At 65.0% G+C, this 17,217-nt stretch carries 12 protein-coding genes and 1 pseudogene; 6 read left to right on the plus strand and 7 right to left on the minus strand.

Annotated features, from left to right (window positions below):
• Nucleotides 1-27: 27 nt before the first annotated feature.
• A complete protein-coding gene (locus ACW5DN_RS10105; RefSeq protein ID WP_456962544.1) occupies nucleotides 28-1,074 on the minus strand; it encodes a rod shape-determining protein in 1,047 nt (348 codons plus the stop codon).
• Nucleotides 1,075-1,348: 274 nt separating this feature from the next.
• Here ACW5DN_RS10105 and ACW5DN_RS10110 point away from each other — a divergent pair, with 274 nt between their 5' ends.
• Nucleotides 1,349-2,281 carry a carbohydrate kinase family protein gene (locus ACW5DN_RS10110; protein ID WP_456962545.1) on the plus strand — a complete coding sequence of 311 codons (933 nt, stop codon included), beginning with the start codon at nucleotides 1,349-1,351 and terminating at the stop codon, nucleotides 2,279-2,281.
• A 30-nt stretch (nucleotides 2,282-2,311) separates the two neighbouring features.
• Here ACW5DN_RS10110 and ACW5DN_RS10115 read toward each other — a convergent pair whose 3' ends face one another.
• From ACW5DN_RS10115 to ubiE, 3 genes are all read right to left on the minus strand, one after another.
• The gene (locus ACW5DN_RS10115) at nucleotides 2,312-3,034 is read right to left on the minus strand and encodes a hypothetical protein (RefSeq protein ID WP_456962546.1); all 723 of its coding nucleotides are present in this window, start codon (nucleotides 3,032-3,034) and stop codon (nucleotides 2,312-2,314) included.
• A 134-nt stretch (nucleotides 3,035-3,168) separates the two neighbouring features.
• Nucleotides 3,169-5,118, minus strand: coding sequence for a M1 family metallopeptidase (locus ACW5DN_RS10120; protein WP_456962547.1), 1,950 nt, complete (start codon nucleotides 5,116-5,118; stop codon nucleotides 3,169-3,171).
• Nucleotides 5,119-5,191: 73 nt separating this feature from the next.
• Entirely contained in the window at nucleotides 5,192-5,986 is a 795-nt protein-coding gene (ubiE, locus tag ACW5DN_RS10125; RefSeq protein ID WP_456962548.1) for a bifunctional demethylmenaquinone methyltransferase/2-methoxy-6-polyprenyl-1,4-benzoquinol methylase UbiE, read from the minus strand.
• A 172-nt stretch (nucleotides 5,987-6,158) separates the two neighbouring features.
• Between ubiE and ACW5DN_RS10130 the strand changes: the two genes are divergently transcribed.
• Both ACW5DN_RS10130 and ACW5DN_RS10135 read left to right on the plus strand, forming a co-directional pair.
• Nucleotides 6,159-6,614 carry a nucleoside deaminase gene (locus ACW5DN_RS10130; RefSeq protein ID WP_456962549.1) on the plus strand — a complete coding sequence of 152 codons (456 nt, stop codon included), beginning with the start codon at nucleotides 6,159-6,161 and terminating at the stop codon, nucleotides 6,612-6,614.
• Nucleotides 6,615-6,686: 72 nt separating this feature from the next.
• Nucleotides 6,687-7,496: an undecaprenyl-diphosphate phosphatase gene (locus ACW5DN_RS10135; RefSeq protein WP_456962550.1), complete on the plus strand. Its 810-nt coding sequence runs from the start codon at nucleotides 6,687-6,689 to the stop codon at nucleotides 7,494-7,496.
• A gap of 45 nt (nucleotides 7,497-7,541) precedes the next feature.
• Here the strand turns inward: ACW5DN_RS10135 and ACW5DN_RS10140 are convergent, their stop codons facing one another.
• Entirely contained in the window at nucleotides 7,542-8,879 is a 1,338-nt protein-coding gene (locus ACW5DN_RS10140; protein ID WP_456962551.1) for a hemolysin family protein, read from the minus strand.
• The gene (locus ACW5DN_RS10145) at nucleotides 8,872-10,200 is read right to left on the minus strand and encodes a hemolysin family protein (RefSeq protein WP_456962552.1); all 1,329 of its coding nucleotides are present in this window, start codon (nucleotides 10,198-10,200) and stop codon (nucleotides 8,872-8,874) included. Before ACW5DN_RS10145 ends, ACW5DN_RS10140 begins: the two co-directional genes overlap by 8 nt.
• A gap of 348 nt (nucleotides 10,201-10,548) precedes the next feature.
• Between ACW5DN_RS10145 and ACW5DN_RS10150 the strand changes: the two genes are divergently transcribed.
• From ACW5DN_RS10150 to ACW5DN_RS10160, 3 genes and pseudogenes are all read left to right on the plus strand, one after another.
• Nucleotides 10,549-13,110 carry a TonB-dependent receptor gene (locus ACW5DN_RS10150; protein ID WP_456962553.1) on the plus strand — a complete coding sequence of 854 codons (2,562 nt, stop codon included), beginning with the start codon at nucleotides 10,549-10,551 and terminating at the stop codon, nucleotides 13,108-13,110.
• Between the two features lie 5 nt (nucleotides 13,111-13,115).
• A complete protein-coding gene (locus tag ACW5DN_RS10155) occupies nucleotides 13,116-14,546 on the plus strand; it encodes a metallophosphoesterase (RefSeq protein WP_456963036.1) in 1,431 nt (476 codons plus the stop codon).
• A gap of 9 nt (nucleotides 14,547-14,555) precedes the next feature.
• A pseudogene (locus ACW5DN_RS10160) lies at nucleotides 14,556-14,831 on the plus strand (nucleoside deaminase); the annotation flags it as partial.
• 118 nt (nucleotides 14,832-14,949) lie between these two features.
• Here ACW5DN_RS10160 and ACW5DN_RS10165 read toward each other — a convergent pair.
• Complete coding sequence (locus tag ACW5DN_RS10165; protein ID WP_456962554.1) at nucleotides 14,950-17,187, minus strand: TonB-dependent receptor plug domain-containing protein; 2,238 nt, start codon at nucleotides 17,185-17,187, stop codon at nucleotides 14,950-14,952.
• Between the last annotated feature and the right edge of the window lie 30 nt (nucleotides 17,188-17,217).

Raw genomic sequence — 17,217 nt, forward strand, 5'->3', positions numbered from 1 at the left:
TCGGGAACCGTCTTGCTCGTGGAGGGGTTAGTCGGGTGCGAAGAACTCGTTGCCGTGCATGTCGACCAACTCCAGGGCCCGGCCACCACCGCGGGCAACGCAGGTCAGTGGATCATCGGCGACCTGCACATGCAAACCGGTTTCCTCGCTGACCATGCGGTCGAAGTCGGCCAGCAACGCGCCACCGCCGGTCAGCACGATGCCGCGTTCGGCGACATCCGCGCCCAACTCCGGCGGGGTCTGCTCCAGCGCCAGCTTGATCGCGGTGACGATGCCGGCCAGCGGCTCGCGCAGCGCATCGAGCACCTCGTTGGCGGTGATCGTGATCATCTTCGGCACGCCCTCGGCCAGGTTGCGGCCGGTGATCTCCATGCTGGCGTTCTCTTCCTGCGGGTACGCGCAGCCCAGGGTTTCCTTGACCCGCTCGGCCGTGGCCTCGCCGATCAACGTGCCGTAGGTGCGGCGCACGTAGGCGATGATCGACTCGTCGAAACGGTCACCACCAATGCGCACCGAGGCCGCGTAAACGACGCCGTTGAGTGCGATCACCGCCACCTCGGTGGTGCCGCCGCCGATATCCACCACCATCGAGCCGCGCGCCTCGGTCACCGGCATGCCGGCACCAATCGCCGCCGCCATCGGCTCCTCGATCAGGTAGACCTCGCGCGCGCCGGCCTCCTCGGCCGACTCCTTGATCGCGCGGCGCTCGACCTGGGTCGAACCGCACGGCACGCACACCAGCACCCGCGGGCTGGGCCGCAGGAAGCGCGACTTGTGCACCTTGCGGATGAAATGCTTGAGCATTTCCTCGGTATAGGTGAAATCGGCGATGACACCGTCTTTCATCGGCCGGATCGTTGTGATGTGGCCAGGCGTGCGGCCCAGCATCATCTTGGCCTCGGTACCCACGGCCACCACGGTGCGGTTACCGCCAACGATCCGGTCCTGGCGCACCGCGACCACCGATGGTTCGTTGAGGACGATGCCCTGCCCACGTACGTAGATCAGGGTGTTGGCCGTGCCCAGATCGATGGACAGGTCGTTGGAGAACATGCCACGAAACTTCTTGAACATCGTCGATTGGGCCGTGAAATGGGGTGCCGGGGCGGTCGGCTAGCGTAGCAACCGCCCCCCTGCCGGGCAAGGAGAAATGGCGCTCTCCGGCGCTTTGTACCCGTTTTGGTCATTCCGGCCGAAGTCACCCGGGCGCCGCCGGTGGCTCGTTTGACTGGTCGCCGGCCGTAGCAGCCGCTACGCTAGCGGGCGGCGCGGCCTCCGTCGGGTCCGCCAACCCCCATTTTCATCCTGTCTGGCCACGACGGCCGGCAATCGCGGAGTGTGATTATCGATGTCTGCCCTGATCTGCGGCTCGCTGGCCTACGACACCATCATGGTGTTCCCCGACCAGTTCAAGAACCACATCCTGCCGGACAAGGTGCACATCCTGAACGTCTCGTTCCTGGTGCCGCGGATGCGCCGCGAGTTCGGTGGTTGCGCCGGCAACATCGCCTACAACCTCAAGCTGCTTGGCGGCGACCCGATCCCGATGGCCACCGTCGGCCAGGATTTCGGGCCCTATCGCGGCTGGTTCGAGCAGCAGCAGATCCGGCTTGACCAGGTCAAGGTAATCGACGAGCTGTTCACCCCGCAGGCATTCATCACCACCGACCTGGACAACAACCAGATCACCGCGTTCCATCCCGGCGCGATGATGCGCTCGCACGAGAACCACGTGCGCGACGTGGCCGGTGTGACCATCGGCATCGTCAGTCCCGATGGCTACGACGGCATGATCCAGAACGCGCGGGAATTCGCCGAGGGCGGCATTCCCTTCATCTTCGACCCCGGCCAGGCGATGCCGCTGTTCAACGGCGAGGAGTTGCGCAACTTCATCGAGCTGGCCGACTACGTCACCGTCAACGACTACGAATCCAACCTGCTGCAGGAACGCACCGGCTGGAGCGAGCAGCAGATCGCCGGCAAGGTGAAAGCCTACATCGTCACCCGTGGGCCGAAGGGCGCGGTGATCCACGCCGACGGCGCCAGCATGGACATCCCACCCGCGCATGAGCGCCGCATCACCGACCCGACCGGCTGTGGCGACGCGTTCCGCGCCGGGCTGATCTTCGGCATCCAGAAGAACTGCGACTGGGAGACCATCGGCCGGATCGGCAACCTGATGGGCGCACTCAAGGTCGAGCATCCCGGTACCCAGAACCAGCGATTCGACGCGACCGGGTTCGCCGGGCAGTTCCGCCAGCAATTTGGCTACGCGTTCTGATCGAGTACGCCCTGATCGAGCACGTGCCGGTCAGTTCCAGTCCGGCAACCTGGCCGGATCCAGGCCGCCAACTTCGAATACCGCCGTCCGCGTCCCGCCGGCCTTGACCGGGAACTCGATCGAGATCACCTCGGCGGTTTTCGCCAGCTTCCACAGGGCGGCCTCGTCCTCGATGAACATCGCAATCGCGTCATCGGTGTCGGGCCGGCTGGCGGCCATGCGCCGCGGCTCGTCATCATCAACCGTCACCGTGACCCGACAACCGCCGTAGCAATCGAAATCACCCGCCTCCAGCACCATATAGCTGCTGTCGCCCCACTCGGGATGGTCGCGGAAGATCAGTCGTACCGGCCGTGCCGTCGCCCCATCGGTCTCGACGTTGTCCTTGGCATAGATCGCCGCTGATAGTTGCTGTTTGGCGCCGACCTGCTGGCTCTGGTAAGCCCACAGCGCTTCGGTGCGTCGTGCCTCGCGTGCCGCATGCGCCTTCTCTGCCGCCTCGGCATGCTGGGCCTCGATCCGCGCCGCCGCCGCGCTATCGGGATACTCGGCAAACAGCACGTCGCCATGGGCCTTGGCCAGATCCCAATTGCCGGCGACGAACTGCTCGTCGAACTGCACCGCCATGACGTCGGCTTGCTGCTCTGCCGCGGCGGCTTGCTGGGCGCGCACGGCTTCCGGATCGGGCGCGGGCTGGCACGCCGACAGCGCGATGGCCGCTGCCAGCAACAGCGCCGATGTGGTCTTGCTCATTGCGCGACTCCTTGGTGTTCATTGGGGCCAGATTGCCGCAAGCCGCCGCCACCTGGCCAGTGATCCGGACGGCCCAGACAACACGACCGCCTCGGAGGCGGTCGTGTTGCTCTTGATGGACTATGCAGCGCGCATCAATCGACCGGCGTCGCCACCGTGTCATCGTCCTTGGCTTCGGCAATCACCGCATCCACCGAACCGGTGGTGATCGGGTGGTAGCCCGGCCGCGCCTCGGCCAGGATCTGCTCGGCCATCGCCAGGCCTTCCGGCGTTTTCACCAGCGCCGCGTAGGTCGGCATGATCAGCTTGCGGCGGCCAACGCGGGCCAGAAACTCGGCAATCGCCTCATTGGCTTCCGGATAACCACTCCGCACGGTCAGCGGATACCAGCGCATCGCGAACTCGCCGTTGGCGGTGCCGGTGAACTGGTAGGCCTCGTCCAGCGCCACCAACTGCTCGTGGCCCAGCGTTTCCGGCAGGCCCTCGATGAAGTGCAGCCATTCCTGGGTGCTCCACTTCGCGATCACGTCGTCGGCCGGCAACTCACCGCTGTCCAGCCAGGCCTTGCGTGCCTCGTCCACGGCGTCGAACTGCGGCGACCCGGTGACCGGTGCCGACTCGGGAATGCCCTGACCGTAGATCCACTCGTCCAGCTCGGCCTCGGTGACCTTGCCGGGGTGCTTGGCCAGCAGGTTGTCCTTGGCGTACTGGATGAAGGTGGTGGTCGGGATCGACTGGAACGCGAAGTGGTCGAAGTACCCGCGCAGGAACGGATCAAAGTCCTCGCGGCCGAAGCGGTGCTCCAGGAACATCATGAACCACGCGCCCTTGTCGTACGCCACGGCAGTCAGCGTGTCGCCGGCCTTGACGTGCACGTCGGGACGGATCGCCAGCGACTGCGCGTGCGGCTCCATGTCGCCGATGGTCTTGCGCAGCTCGTTCTGCGCGATCGCCGCCTCCATGTTGGCGAAGTCCTTGCCGTACAGCGATTCGATGATGCGGTTCTCGACGTAGCTGGTGATGCCCTCGTTCATCCACTGGTCTTTCGGGCTGGAGAAGGTGACCAGGTTGCCCGACCAGCTGTGCGCCAGCTCATGGGCGATCAGCGAGACCAGCGAGCCGTCGCCGACGATCACGGTCGGGGTGATGAAGCTCAGGCGCGGGTTCTCCATGCCGCCGTAGGGGAACGACGGCGGCAGCACCAGAAGGTCGTAGCGCTCCCAACGGTACGGGCCGTAGAGCTCTTCGGTTGCCTCGATCATCTTCTCGGTATCGGCGAACTCGGCCGTGGCCTTGTCGACCATCGCCGGCTCGGCCCACACGCCGCTACGCTCGGAGATCGGCTTGAACGCCAGGTCGCCGGCGGCGATCGCGAGCAGGTAGGACGGGATCGCCTGCGGCATCGCGAACGTGTAGTCGCCGTCACGCGTGGCGTCGGGGTCGTTGTCGGCGCTCATCAGCACCATCACGTCCTCCGGGCTGGTCACGTGCGCGGTGTAGGTGAAACGCACCCGCGGCGTGTCCTGCAGCGGCACCCAGGAGCGCGCGTGGATCTGCTGGGACTGGCTGAACATGAACGGCTGCTCGCCGCCCTCGGTCATCGCCGGGGTCAGCCACTGCAGGCCCGAAGCCTGCGGCGCGGTGTGATAGGTGACGCGGATACGCTCGCTGCGATCCGGGGCCTGAATGGTCAGCTTGCTGCCCAGGCGCTTGTCGGCGTCGGCGAGCTCGTACTTCAGGTCGACCCATTTGTCGTCACTGCGCTCACCGACCACTTTCTCGATGGTCAGGTCGCGGGTATCCAGCACCAGCTCGGTCGCGTCCGGATCCACCCAGTCCAGCTGGTAGGTCGCGCTGCCACTGATCTGCTTGTCGTTGAAGTCGACATCCAGGGCCAGCGCGAGGTCCTTGATCCGGACCTTGTCGGGCTCGGCATAGGACAGCGAGTCGTACTCGGCACCCGGCGCGGTCACCGCGTCGGCATCGGGTGGGGCGGCGGTATCGGCGGCCGGCGCGGCGTCGCGCGAGCAACCAGCCACTACCACGGCGGCAGCAAAACACAGGGTCAGGATCGAGGAACGCATTGGCGGGCCCACGGTTACAAATAAGTCCCCGAGTGTAGCGTCGACCGATAGCCGGTGCGAAGTGCCGTCCCGGCTAGACCTTGTAGCCGGTATGGATGGCGACGATGCCCGCCGACAGGTTGCGGTAGTCGCATCGCGCAAAACCGGCCGCGGCCATCATCGCCTTCAGCTCGTCCTGCGGCGGGTGCTTGCGGATGCTCTCGGCCAGGTACTGGTAACTGTCCGCATCGTTGGCAAACAACTTGCCCAGCCGCGGCAGCACCTTGAACGAGTGGAAGTCGTAGATCGGCTTGAACCAGTCGAACTTCACTTCCGAGAACTCCAGCACCCGCGCCTGCCCGCCGACCTTCAGCACCCGGTGCATCTCGGCCAGCGCCGCGTCCTTGTCGGTGACGTTGCGCAGGCCGAACGCGATCGTGACCAGGTCGAAACTGGCATCCGGGAACGGCAGCTTCTCGGCGTTCATCTGCACGTATTCGAAACCGGCGACCTTGCCCTTGTCGGTCATGCGGTCGCGGCCGACGCGCAGCATCTCGCCGTTGATGTCGCCCAGCACGATCGAACCGGCATCGCCGACACGATCCTTCAGCAGCAGCGCGATATCGCCGGTGCCGCCGGCCAGGTCGAGCACCCGGTCGCCGCGCCGCACCTGCGCGGTGGCAACGAAGTAACGCTTCCAGACCCGATGGATGCCCATCGACATCAGGTCATTCATCAGGTCGTAGTTGCCGGCGACCGAGGAAAACACCTCCCCGACCAGCTTCTGCTTGTCCCCGGTGGGGACGTCGCGGAAACCGAAGTGGGTGGTGCCGGGAACGCTGTCTGATGGCGTCGCGGAGCCTGGGTCGTGCCGGGTCGGATCGTTCATGCGCCGATTATCGCACCGGCCCGCCGGCAGTGTCGCCGGCCACCCAATTCCGGCGCCACGACGCCCGCAGCCCTGCACGGACGCGCACTCATTTCAGCCGGCCGGCCTCGACATCCGGCGCCACCACGACGACGATCAGCCCATCCACTCCTTACCCTTACGGCCCATCCGAATGATCGCCACTCCCGACTACCACGCCCTGCTCGCCACCGCCGTCGCCGAAGCCCGCCAGGGACTGGCCGAAGGCGGCATCCCGATCGGCGCCGCGCTGTACCACGCCGACGGCCGCCTGCTCGGCTGCGGCCACAACCGCCGCGTGCAGGAGAACGACCCCTCCATCCACGGCGAGACCGACGCCTTCCGCAAGGCCGGCCGCCAACGCAGCTACCGCGACACCATCATGGTCACCACCCTCGCCCCATGCTGGTACTGCAGCGGCCTGGTGCGGCAGTTCAACATCGGCACCGTGGTAGTCGGCGAATCGGAAACGTTCGGCGGCGGCATCGACTGGCTGCGCGAAGCCGGCGTCAAGGTCATCGACCTCGCGGACCGGGAATGCATCGAGATGATGCAGGGGTATATCGCGGAGAATCCGGCGGTGTGGAACGAGGATATCGGGGAGGAGTGATTGTCGGGTTTGACGCGTGGGCAGCCCTGCGCTCCAATCCCCGCTCCGACACCCATAGTGATTCCTTGAAGCGTGAGCCTGACCGAAATCGTCATTCTTGCCCTGCTACAGGGCTTGACCGAGTTCCTTCCGGTTTCCAGCGCCGCACACCTCATCCTGGTGCCGTTGCTGACTGGCTGGGAGGATCAAGGGCAGGTCTTCGACCTGGCCCTGCATTTGGGCAGCCTTGCGGCGGTGCTGATCTACTTCAAGCAGGACGTCCGCCTGGTTGCGCACGACTGGGCGGTATCGGTACTGCGTCGTCGCCACACCGAGCATTCGCGCTTGGGGTGGGCGATCGTGTGGGGCACCATTCCAGTCGGTGTTGCCGGGCTTGCATTCAGGGATGTGGTGGAGGGCGTGCTGCGAACGCCTGAAACCGGTGCGCTCGTCATGGCGGGTGCCCTGATTGTCTTTGGCTTGCTGCTTGGGCTCGCAGATTGGCGCTTTCGTGGTGAGCGCAATGAGCATGACCTGCGCTGGACCGACGTGCTGGTAGTCGGCCTTGCTCAGGCGTTGGCACTGATCCCGGGTACCTCCCGCTCGGGCGTCACCATGACCGCTGCGCTTTTTCTCGGCTTCAGCCGCGACGCAGCAGCACGCTTCTCGTTCCTGCTGTCGATCCCGGTCATCGTACTGGCGTGCATGCTGCAGATGACCGACCTGCTGCGATCAGGGGCCGAAGTCGACTGGCGCGCGCTGGCGCTGGGCACCGTGCTCTCGGGCATCAGTGCCTTTCTGTGCATCCACTATTTTCTGATCTTCATCCGCCGTATCGGCATGCAGCCCTTCGTCGGCTACCGCATCGTCCTCGGTGTCGTCCTGCTGGTCCTGTTTCTCTAGGAACCCGCGCTGGTCGCCGCCCGGAATATCACCGGCGGCAGCGCGCTATTGCACGCCATCCACGCGCGGGGCGGCTGATGGGTCGGTGGATACCAGTGCCTGCAGCACGCCGCGCCCCCGCACGCTGGCGACATCGAAGCGCAGGCCGCCCCAGTGCACGCAATCGCCCTTCAGTGGAGGACGTCCCAATTCACTGAGGATCAGACCCGACACGGTATCGACGTCCTCATGCACCAGCTCCAGACCCAGCAGGTCGCCCAGTGTGTCGAGCCTCACGGTGCCCTGGACCTGGTGACCGCGTTTACCGACGGCCAGGACGTCCGGCATATCGTCCGCGCCTTCCTCGAAGTCACCGACCGCCTCCGCGCAGATGTCCTCCATGGTCACCATGCCGGCGGTTCCGCCATGCTCATCCATCACCACCACCAGTTGGTTGCGCACGCGGCGCATCGCGCTGAGGACGTCTTCCAGGGTTGCGCCCTCGGGCACGAACGCAGTCTCCCGCACCACCGCCCGCGTCAATGGCTGGCTTTTACGCAGCAGGCCAAGAAGATCCTTGACGTGCACGCTGCCAATGATGCCGTCGAGGCTGCCCTCGTATACCGGGTAGCGCGTGTGGCGATGACTGGTGACGATTTCGCGCAACCCGCCGAGACCGCAGTCCAGCGCAATCCCGTGCATGCGCACGCGCGGAACCATCGCCTCTCCGGCACTGATCGAGCTGAAGTCGATCATCTCCTGGAAAAGCCGGCCGCTCTCCTGGCCGAGCAGTCCGCCGGCCAAGCTTTCGCGCGCGACCGAATCGAGCTCGTCGGTGCTGTAGTAATGCCCCGACCCATGGCCGCGGGTGAAGCCCACCAGCCGCAGCAGCGTATTTCCAACGAAGTTGAGCACTCTCACGAACGGGTAGAACACCATGCCGATCAACAGCATCGGTCGGGACACCCACAATGCGGTGCGCATGGCATGGGTCAGCGCCAGCGATTTCGGGATCATCTCGCCGAAGACGATGTGCATGTAGGTCATGGCACTGATCGCGATGATCACTGCGACGCCATGAGCGGACACCGTCGCGCCGATTCCTTCGAAACCGGCCATCAGCAGCCAGCCTTCGATGAAGCCGGCCAGCTTGTGCTCGCCATACATGCCCAGGCCGAGACTGGCGAAGGTGATGCCCAGTTGCGCGGTCGCCACGTAGCGATCCAGCCGAACCGGATCCTCCAGGATGCCGGTCACGGTGCGTGCAAGCCGGTCGCCCTTCGCGCCGCGCGCGGCCATCGCGGCGCGTGACGTACCGATGATCGCAAACTCCGCGGCGACAAAAAGACCGTTGAGGGCGACCAGCGCCAGCACCACGATCACGACGATCAACAGTTCATTCATTACGCCCACTCGCGGTCGTCGGTCGGCGATCGACCAACACTGACGTTATGGCTGGGCCGTCCATGGATTCGACCTCGAATCCCAGACCGCCCGCCTCAAGCCTCTGGCCGGTGCTGGGCACGCGATCAAAGCGCTCGAACACCCAGCCTGCCAGTGTCTCAGCATCACTTTGTTGCCATAGCGATGGGTCGCACTCGGCGCTGATCCAATCCACGAATTCGTCCAGTGGCATGCGACCGGGCAGGCGCCAGCGGCCGTCCTCGAGAGTCTTCGGGGCCAGTGCCAAGTCCGCCTTGAATTCGTCGGAAAGACCGCCGATGAACTCCCGGATCACGTCCTCCAGACTGATGAGCCCCTCGATCCCGCCGAACTCGTCCACCAGCAAAGCGATCCGTGCCCGGCGCTCGCGCAGTTGCGCCAGCACCCGGTCGATCTTCAGTCCCGCCGGGATCGCCAGCAACGGCCGTACCAGCGGGTCGATCGAGGCGACTGGGCCTGCCGCCAGCGCCGCCGCCAGGTCCTTCACGTGCAGGAGCCCATGCACCTGGTCAAGGCCACCGCGGTGCACAGGCAGCCGGGTGAATGGCGATGCGTTGATTGCTTCGAACAGTGCCTCCAAGGGCTCGTCGAGGTCCAGCGCGGCGATCTGACGGCGCGGCACCATCAGCTGCCGCGCGGTGCGCCGGCCCAGCCGCAGCGCCATGCGCAGCCGGGTGCTGTCACTGGGCTTGAGCAGGCCGCCCTTGCGGCTGTCACGCACCAGCAATTCGATTTCTTCGGGCGAGTGCAGGTGGCGGTGGCTGGCATCGGGGTTGCCGCCGAATAGCCTGAGCACTGCGTTGCCACTACCGTTGAGCAGCTTGATGAAGGGGCGGAACAGCGTCAGCGAGACGCTCATCGGCAGGAACGTATAGATGGCAGTCCGCGCCGGGTATTGCAGCGCCACGGTCTTCGGAATCAGCTCGCCCATCACCACCTGGGTGGCGGTGAGGAACACCAGCACCAGCGTGGCTGACAGCCCGTAGGCGGTTACTGCGTCCAGGCCGAAACGCTCGATCAGGGTGCCACCGAGTGCCAGGCCGATCGTGGCTTGCCCGAACGCACCCAGCACCAGACTGGATACCGTGATGCCGATCTGGCAGGCCGCGATGTAGCGATCGAGTGCGGCGGTGTCGAGCAGGACCGGCAGCAGCCGGGCGGCCAGGCCACTGCCATTCTCGGCCAATTGCTGGATACGGCTGGCGCGAACGCCCACGACCGCGAACTCGGCCGCCACGTAGAGCGCGTTGGCGAGGATCAGCAACGCTACGACCACGAACATCCATGTACTCACCGCGGAAACTCACGTTCGAGCTGGGACGCGGTGGTTGCCGACCATGAAACGTGGGCTCCGGGCCGGTCGGAAAAACCTGGACTGTCCGGGTCTTCGGATGACGCCAGGTCGCTGCTGGCGTCGATGTGGACAGCGGTTGGATCTTGCATGGGTGCGATTATGTCAGATGTGATTTGCGATTCGAGGTCCATTGCGCCTTTGTCTGTGGAATGGGGAGCGGCCCGCTCCGACCCCTGTTTTCTGATGCCGTGGCAGTGCCATCGAGATGGCGACTGTCATGCCCATGCAACAACACGGTCATAGGGTGTCGGCTGTCTCTCATCTGGTCGAAATGCCATGGCTGCCCGGAACCGACTTTGCTACGCCGTCTCGCTCGCGCTCGCGGCGTTGCCCATTGTCCTGCACGCGCCGTCGGCCAGTGCCCAGAGCGGTACCGGCGCTGACGATCCCGTGACTCTGGATACGGTCGTCGTGCAGTCGCAGCGCGAATCGCAGGAGCGCGCCATCGACCTCAAGCGGAGCAACGACGCGATCTCCGATGCGATCGCCGCCGACTCGCTGGGCCAGTATCCCGACAAGAACGTCGCCGAATCGCTGCAGCGTCTGCCCGGCGTCAGCGTGACCCGCGACCAGGGCGAAGCGCGTTTCGTGGTCGTGCGCGGTCTGGACGCGGCGCTGAACTCGGTCACGGTCAACGGCGTCGCCATCGGCACCCCCGAGAGTTCCAGCCGCTCGGCCACGCTCGACGTGATTCCCTCCGATTCCACAGAGCGCATCACCGTGATCAAGGCGCCGACCCCGGACATGCCGGGCGATTCGATCGGCGGCAGCATCAACATCGAGTCCGCCTCGGGCTTCGACCGCGACGGCCGCAGCGTGCGCGGCCGCATCGAGGCCAGCCACAACCAGCTCAGCGGCCAGACCAGCCCCAAACTCGCGTTCAACTACAGCGACGTGCTGGGCGACACCTTCGGCGTCGCACTGGGCCTGAGCTACCAGGACCGCGATTTCGAGTCCGACAACATCGAGACCGAGTACGACTTCGACAGCGACCTGGGCGAGGGCACCGCGTTCGCCACCGAAACCCAGATCCGCAAGTACTTCGTCAATCGCGAGCGCCTGGGTGCCAACCTCAATCTCGACTGGCGCCCCAACGCCGACAGCCGGTACTACCTGCGCACGTTGTACAGCGACTTCACCGATGCCGAGACCCGCCAGCGCAGCATCTTTGGCTTCGGTGCCGGCGACATCGTGTCCAGCAGCGGCGGCGTCCACGACATCGAGAACATCCCGGCCGACGAGATCCGACGCCGCATTCGTTTCCGCACCAAGGAGCAGAGCACGCTGGCGTTGAGCGTCGGCGGCTCCAACCGTTTTGCCAACTCCCTGCTGGACTACAACATCGGCTACACCGACACCAACGAGCGCGTGGCTGACGAGGTCGAAGGCAGGTTCGAGTACACCGGGGCCCACGTTGGTGCGCGCGTGGACCAGACCCGCAGCGTCCCGCGCTACGACATCCTCGACCCGGCCGGCGACGCCTGGCTGCGCAACGACAACTACCAGCTCGACCGCTTCGTGTTCGAGCCCAAGGCCGTCGACGACGACGAGTTGAGCGCCGCTGTCAACTTCGCGTTCGGCAGCGGCAGCGTGCGATGGAAGACCGGCCTGATCGGCCGCTGGCGCGACCGCGAGGCCGATGTCGGCGAGTTCGAGTTGCGCGACGTCCCCGACCTGAGCCTGGGCGAATGGACCACGGCCGCGCCGTCGTTCCGTCTGGGCCAGCTCGGCGATGGCATCAGCTCCGGCGCGCTGCTGGATTACCTGCGCGACAACGGCGACCGGATCGGCGAGCGTCCGAAGGATGCAATCGAGAACATGGTGCTGATGGAGGCCGACAGCTATACCGCCAGCGAGGACATAACTGCAGGCTACCTGATGGCAACCATGGATTTCGACGCGCTGCGGGTGATCGCCGGCGCGCGCGTGGAGCGCACCGATTTCGAGGCCACCGGTACCGTTATCGAGACCGGCGCCGACGGCGAGGTGATCGTGCCGTTCGGCCAGCGCAGCGTGTCCAGCAGCTACACCAACGTGCTGCCGGGCCTGCATCTGCGTTACGACGCCAACGACTGGGTGCTGCGCGGCGCGTGGACCAATACCGTCTCGCGACCGGCTTTCGGCGACGCGTCGCCACGGTTGTCGATCAACCTGGAAGACGCCGAAATCGACGCTGGCAATCCGGGCCTGGACCCGTACGAGTCCAGTAATTTCGACTTCTCCGCCGAGCGCTACATCGGTGATTCCGGCATCTTCTCCGTCGGCCTGTTCCACAAGTCGATCGACGGCTACATCGCCGAGACCACCAGCGACAACGACGGCGAGTTCCCCGACTTTGAAGTCACCCGCCCGGTCAACGGCGACGATGCGCAGGTCACCGGCATCGAGCTCAACTGGCAACAACAACTGAGCGGTTTGCCCGGTGCATTGAACGGTCTGTTGGTCGGGGTCAGCGCGACCGTGCTCGATACCGAGTTCACGATGTTGGACCAGGATCGCAGCGGCGAAACCTTCAGCCTGCCGCGTGCCTCGGAAGAGATCTACAGCGCATTCGTGGGCTACGAGCACGGCGGGTTAAGCTCGCGCCTGGCGCTCGTGCAGCGCGGCGAGTACCTGGACAGCATCGGCGACGACGCCAACAACGACATTTACGTCGCCCAGAACACCCAGCTCGACTTTCAGGTCGGCTACGCGTTCAACGATGCGTGGACGGTGTATCTGGAAGCCGCGAACCTGCTCGACGAGCCGCTGGAGCTGTATCAGGGCACGCCGGACAATACGCTTCAGCAGGAACTGTACGGCCGCACCTATGCGCTCGGCCTGAAGGCCAACTTCTGATGACGATGCGGATTGTTCGCGCGATCGGGCGGGTGACCCCGGGTCTTCAGCCACGACGTCGCGCGGTGGTCGCGGCGCTGCTCGCGATCGGCCTGGCAACGACGGCGCACGCCGCGGAGGATACCCGCGAGGTCGAACCGAACACGCTGGTGCCCGCTGGCGTGATGCGCTACGCCCCCAGCGGCTTTCCCGACCGCGTCGTCTCGTCGCCCGCGCAGGATGCATCCACCGGGTTCGCGGTGGCCTGGCGCACCAACGCGTCGGTGCAGGCGCCGCTGCTGGAAATCGTGATTGCCGGCGATTCGCCCGACATGGGCGTGCCCCGGCAGGTGCGTGCGGCCAGCCAGCCCCTGCAGACCGAGAACGGAATGGCGCACCACCACCGTGCCGAGGTCGATGGGCTGCAACCGGACACGCTGTACGCCTGGCGGGTGCAGGGCGACCGCACCTGGAGCGCGTGGACCCACCTGCGCACTGCCGCGGCGGCAGACGTGCCGCTGACCCTGCTGTACTTCGGCGATACCCAGAACAAGAACCTGAGCCTGACTACCCGGGTCATACATCAGGCACTGCGCACCGCACCGGACGCGCGCCTGGCGCTGTATGCCGGCGACCTGGTCAGCGGCGGCGACGGCGAGGACGACAACGAGTGGGGCGAGTGGTTCGACGCGGGCGACGCGCTGCATTCCCGGATCGCGACCGCGGCTGCGGCGGGCAACCATGAGTTCTTCGAGGAATACGAAGACACCCCCCGCGAGCGACGCGTACTCGGCGTGCCGTGGCAGCGCCATTTTGCATTGCCGCGCAATGGCGCGCCGGAAGCGCCGGACACGACCTACTGGTTCGACTACCAGGGCGTGCGCGTGGCGGTGATCGACGGCACCTCGGTACTGGATCTGGATGCCGGTACCGCGCAGGCGCGCTGGCTCGACACGGTACTGGCGGATAACCCACATCGCTGGTCGATCGTGCTGATGCACCAGCCGGTCTGGCCGCTGCGCGAAGGCCGCGACAGTGCCGAACTGGAAGAGCACATCCTGCCGGTATTGCTGAAACATCGGGTCGACCTGGTACTGCAGGGACACGACCACCTCTACGGCCGACGCGCTGCCAGCACCGGCGACGATGCACCTGCCACACCGCAGTTCGTAGTGTCCGTGGCCGGTGCCAAGCAGTACCGAATTTCCGATGTCGCACGCCGCGACATGCACCCGATCGCCGAGGACAGCCAGTTGTTCCAGGTGATCCGCATCAGCGGGCCGCGCCTGCGCTACGAAGCGCGCACGGCTACCGGGCGCCTGTACGACGCGTTCGAGCTGATCGATGAAGGTTCGGACGGCAAACAGTTGCGCGAAGTCGAGGAGGGCCGCATCGGCGAGCGCAGTTGCCCGCGCACGCAGACGCTCAAAGGGCGTACCGACAGATGCTGGGAGTAGGCGATCCGCGACACACCAGCCCGGGCCGGCCGCCAGCGCAGCTACCGCGACACCATCATGGTCACCACCCTCGCCCCGTGCTGGTACTGCAGCGGCCTGGTGCGGCAGTTCAACATCGGCACCGTGGTGGTCGGCGAGTCGGAGACGTTCAGCGGCGGCATCGACTGGCTGCGCGAAGCCGGCGTCAAGGTCATCGACCTCGCGGACCGGGAATGCATCGAGATGATGCAGGGGTATATCGCCGGCAATCCGGAAGTGTGGAACGAGGATATTGGGGAAGAGTGATTAGCTCGGTGACCGCTCCCGGCATGAGCAGACACTCAAAACTGCACCCTATTGGCGTTCCTCAAGAACGCGTCGCGTAGAGACGTTATCAGCGTGAGCGGAAAGGTGACAATGAAGTTCAGAGCTTCAGTTCCATTTGGGCGCGAACGATCACTGGCGTCTGTCGGCGCCGCTCAATCTGCTGTGTGCCTTCCTCGTAGAAGTGTTTCGTGCCGGTGACGACGTCCTGCTCGAGAATGCTGCTCACGCTCAATCGCAGCTTGGCCTTGTCGGACATCGTCCACAGCGAATAGGCATCGAACTCCCTTCGGGCCGATTCGCTGTCGATCTGGGACAGGGTCGTGCGGATGGAGCCGCCACTACGATAGGTATAGCTCGCACCCACCGTCCAGACCGGACTGACCTCATAGTCCGTGCCCAAGGTGGAGCTAAGCTTGGGTTGCTGGTCTAGGCGGTTGTCTGGACCGGGCACGCCGTCTACTTCCGACCAGTTGCGCGTCACATTGAAGCGGACGTCCATCGCCGGCGCGCCGCTAAACAGCTTGTTCAGGCTGAACTTGGTGTCCATCTCCAGGCCCCACGCAGTGGCATCGTCGCCGTTGAATGGCGATGACACCCAGCGACCGTTGATCAGGCGGGTTTCGCTGCGGATGACGCCTTCTATCTCACGCAGATAGGCGCCCATGCTTAGCTGTGCGCCATTGCTCCAGTACTTCTCGTACGCCAAGTCTAGGCCGGTAGACAGTTCCGGCCGCAGGTCGGGGTTGCCCTGCCGGTCGGGATTGAGAGCACGGTTGTTGGTGGAGGTGTAGGGACGTGGGATTAGCAGCCGCAAGGTTGGTGACTTGTAGGTGCGGCTCACACCCAGACGGATCTGATCGTTGTTACTACCCGGTAATTTCCACAATGACTGCAGCACCGGCGAGAGGATGGTGGCGCGGTTGTGAATCCGCTCGAACTCGTTGCCGTCACTGATGGTTTCGATGCGTTCCCCGCGCAGACCCAGGTACATCGACCAGTGCGGTGTCAGGGTCCAGTCGTCCTGCCCGTAGAAGGCCAGGTGTCGAACTTGAGCGTCGTAGGACAGGTCGCTGAAGTACTCCGACTCGCCGCCGACCGGAAAGAGACGCTGCACGCGGCTCTCTCGGCGGCGGTCGACGCTGCCCTCCCAGCCCAGTTCGAGGCGATGGTCGCCCAGTGTCGCGAACGAGTACTTGCCGGTGGAGTTGGCACCGTGGACGCGCAGTTGGCCGTCGGTATGATCCTCAAGATTCTGGGTGCCGTTGACGGCGTAGCCCTGTTCGCGAAACTCCGACTCCTCCCGATTGCCACCCAAGCTCAGTTTGGTGGTGAAGCTGCCGCCGTTCTCGAAATCGTAGGTCCAGTTGATGTCGCCGCGCAGCTGCACAACGTTGATGCCGGTGAACTGGTCGTAGTGCGCATGCTTGAGTTCTGGACCCTGCAGGGTGTGCCAGTCGACATCGACGTACTTGTTATAATTGCTCGCGTCAAAATATCCTTGAACTGAGAAGTTGCCGCCGTTCTCGAGCTTCAGGTTGAGGCTGGGCGCCACGGACAAGGCATCGCGGAAGCCTTCCGCGCGTACCGCCGTGGTACGCAGCAGGTTGGCCACGCCCATAGCATCCCGACCCGTTTCGGTGCCGCTTTCCTCGACCAGCAATTCACGCCGGGTAGCCGTGGCGTTAAGCGTATAGCTTCGGTAGTCGTCCTGCCGCGACTGGTGCCAGCTCAGATTCGGAAGCCACTTACCGTTCGAGTTGCCCAAGCCCAACTTGAGTTGGCTACTGTCCTTGCGGGCGCCCTGGGTCAACACGATGTTGATGGTGCCGGCAATGCCCTCGGCGCGCAGGTCGGCCGTCACCGAACGGATGATTTCGATACGCTCAATCGTTTCCGGCGACAGTGATTCGATGTCGAAGCCCGCGGGGGGCTTTACCCCGTTGACCAGAATTTGCGTGTAGCCGTTGCCCAAACCGCGTAGCGAGATGCCGCCTGACGAGCCGATGGTTATCCCCGGCAGGCGCTTGAGTGCGTCGGTCAGCGTGATGTCGCCGTGCCTGAGCAGTTCTTTCTGGTCCACCACGATCTTGGCCGCGGTGTCGTCGCGCCGCGGGTCATAGCCGGCACCAGTTACGGTCAAGGTGGACAGGTCGGTGGCCGATACGTTGTTTCCCCCGTCGAGCGTTGCGGCGGTAGTGGACGCAGTGGGCTCGGTGGGAGCGGGCGCGAGTTTCGTGGCTGCGGAGGATGGCGTGTCGTCAATCGTCTGCGATGCTAACGACGCATGGGACATGGCTGCCATCGGCAGCAATATAGCGAGGAGGCCCATCTGCATACGCAGTCGGCCATGGTGGACGTTCCGCCT

The organism is Lysobacter sp. A289 (assembly GCF_054072675.1).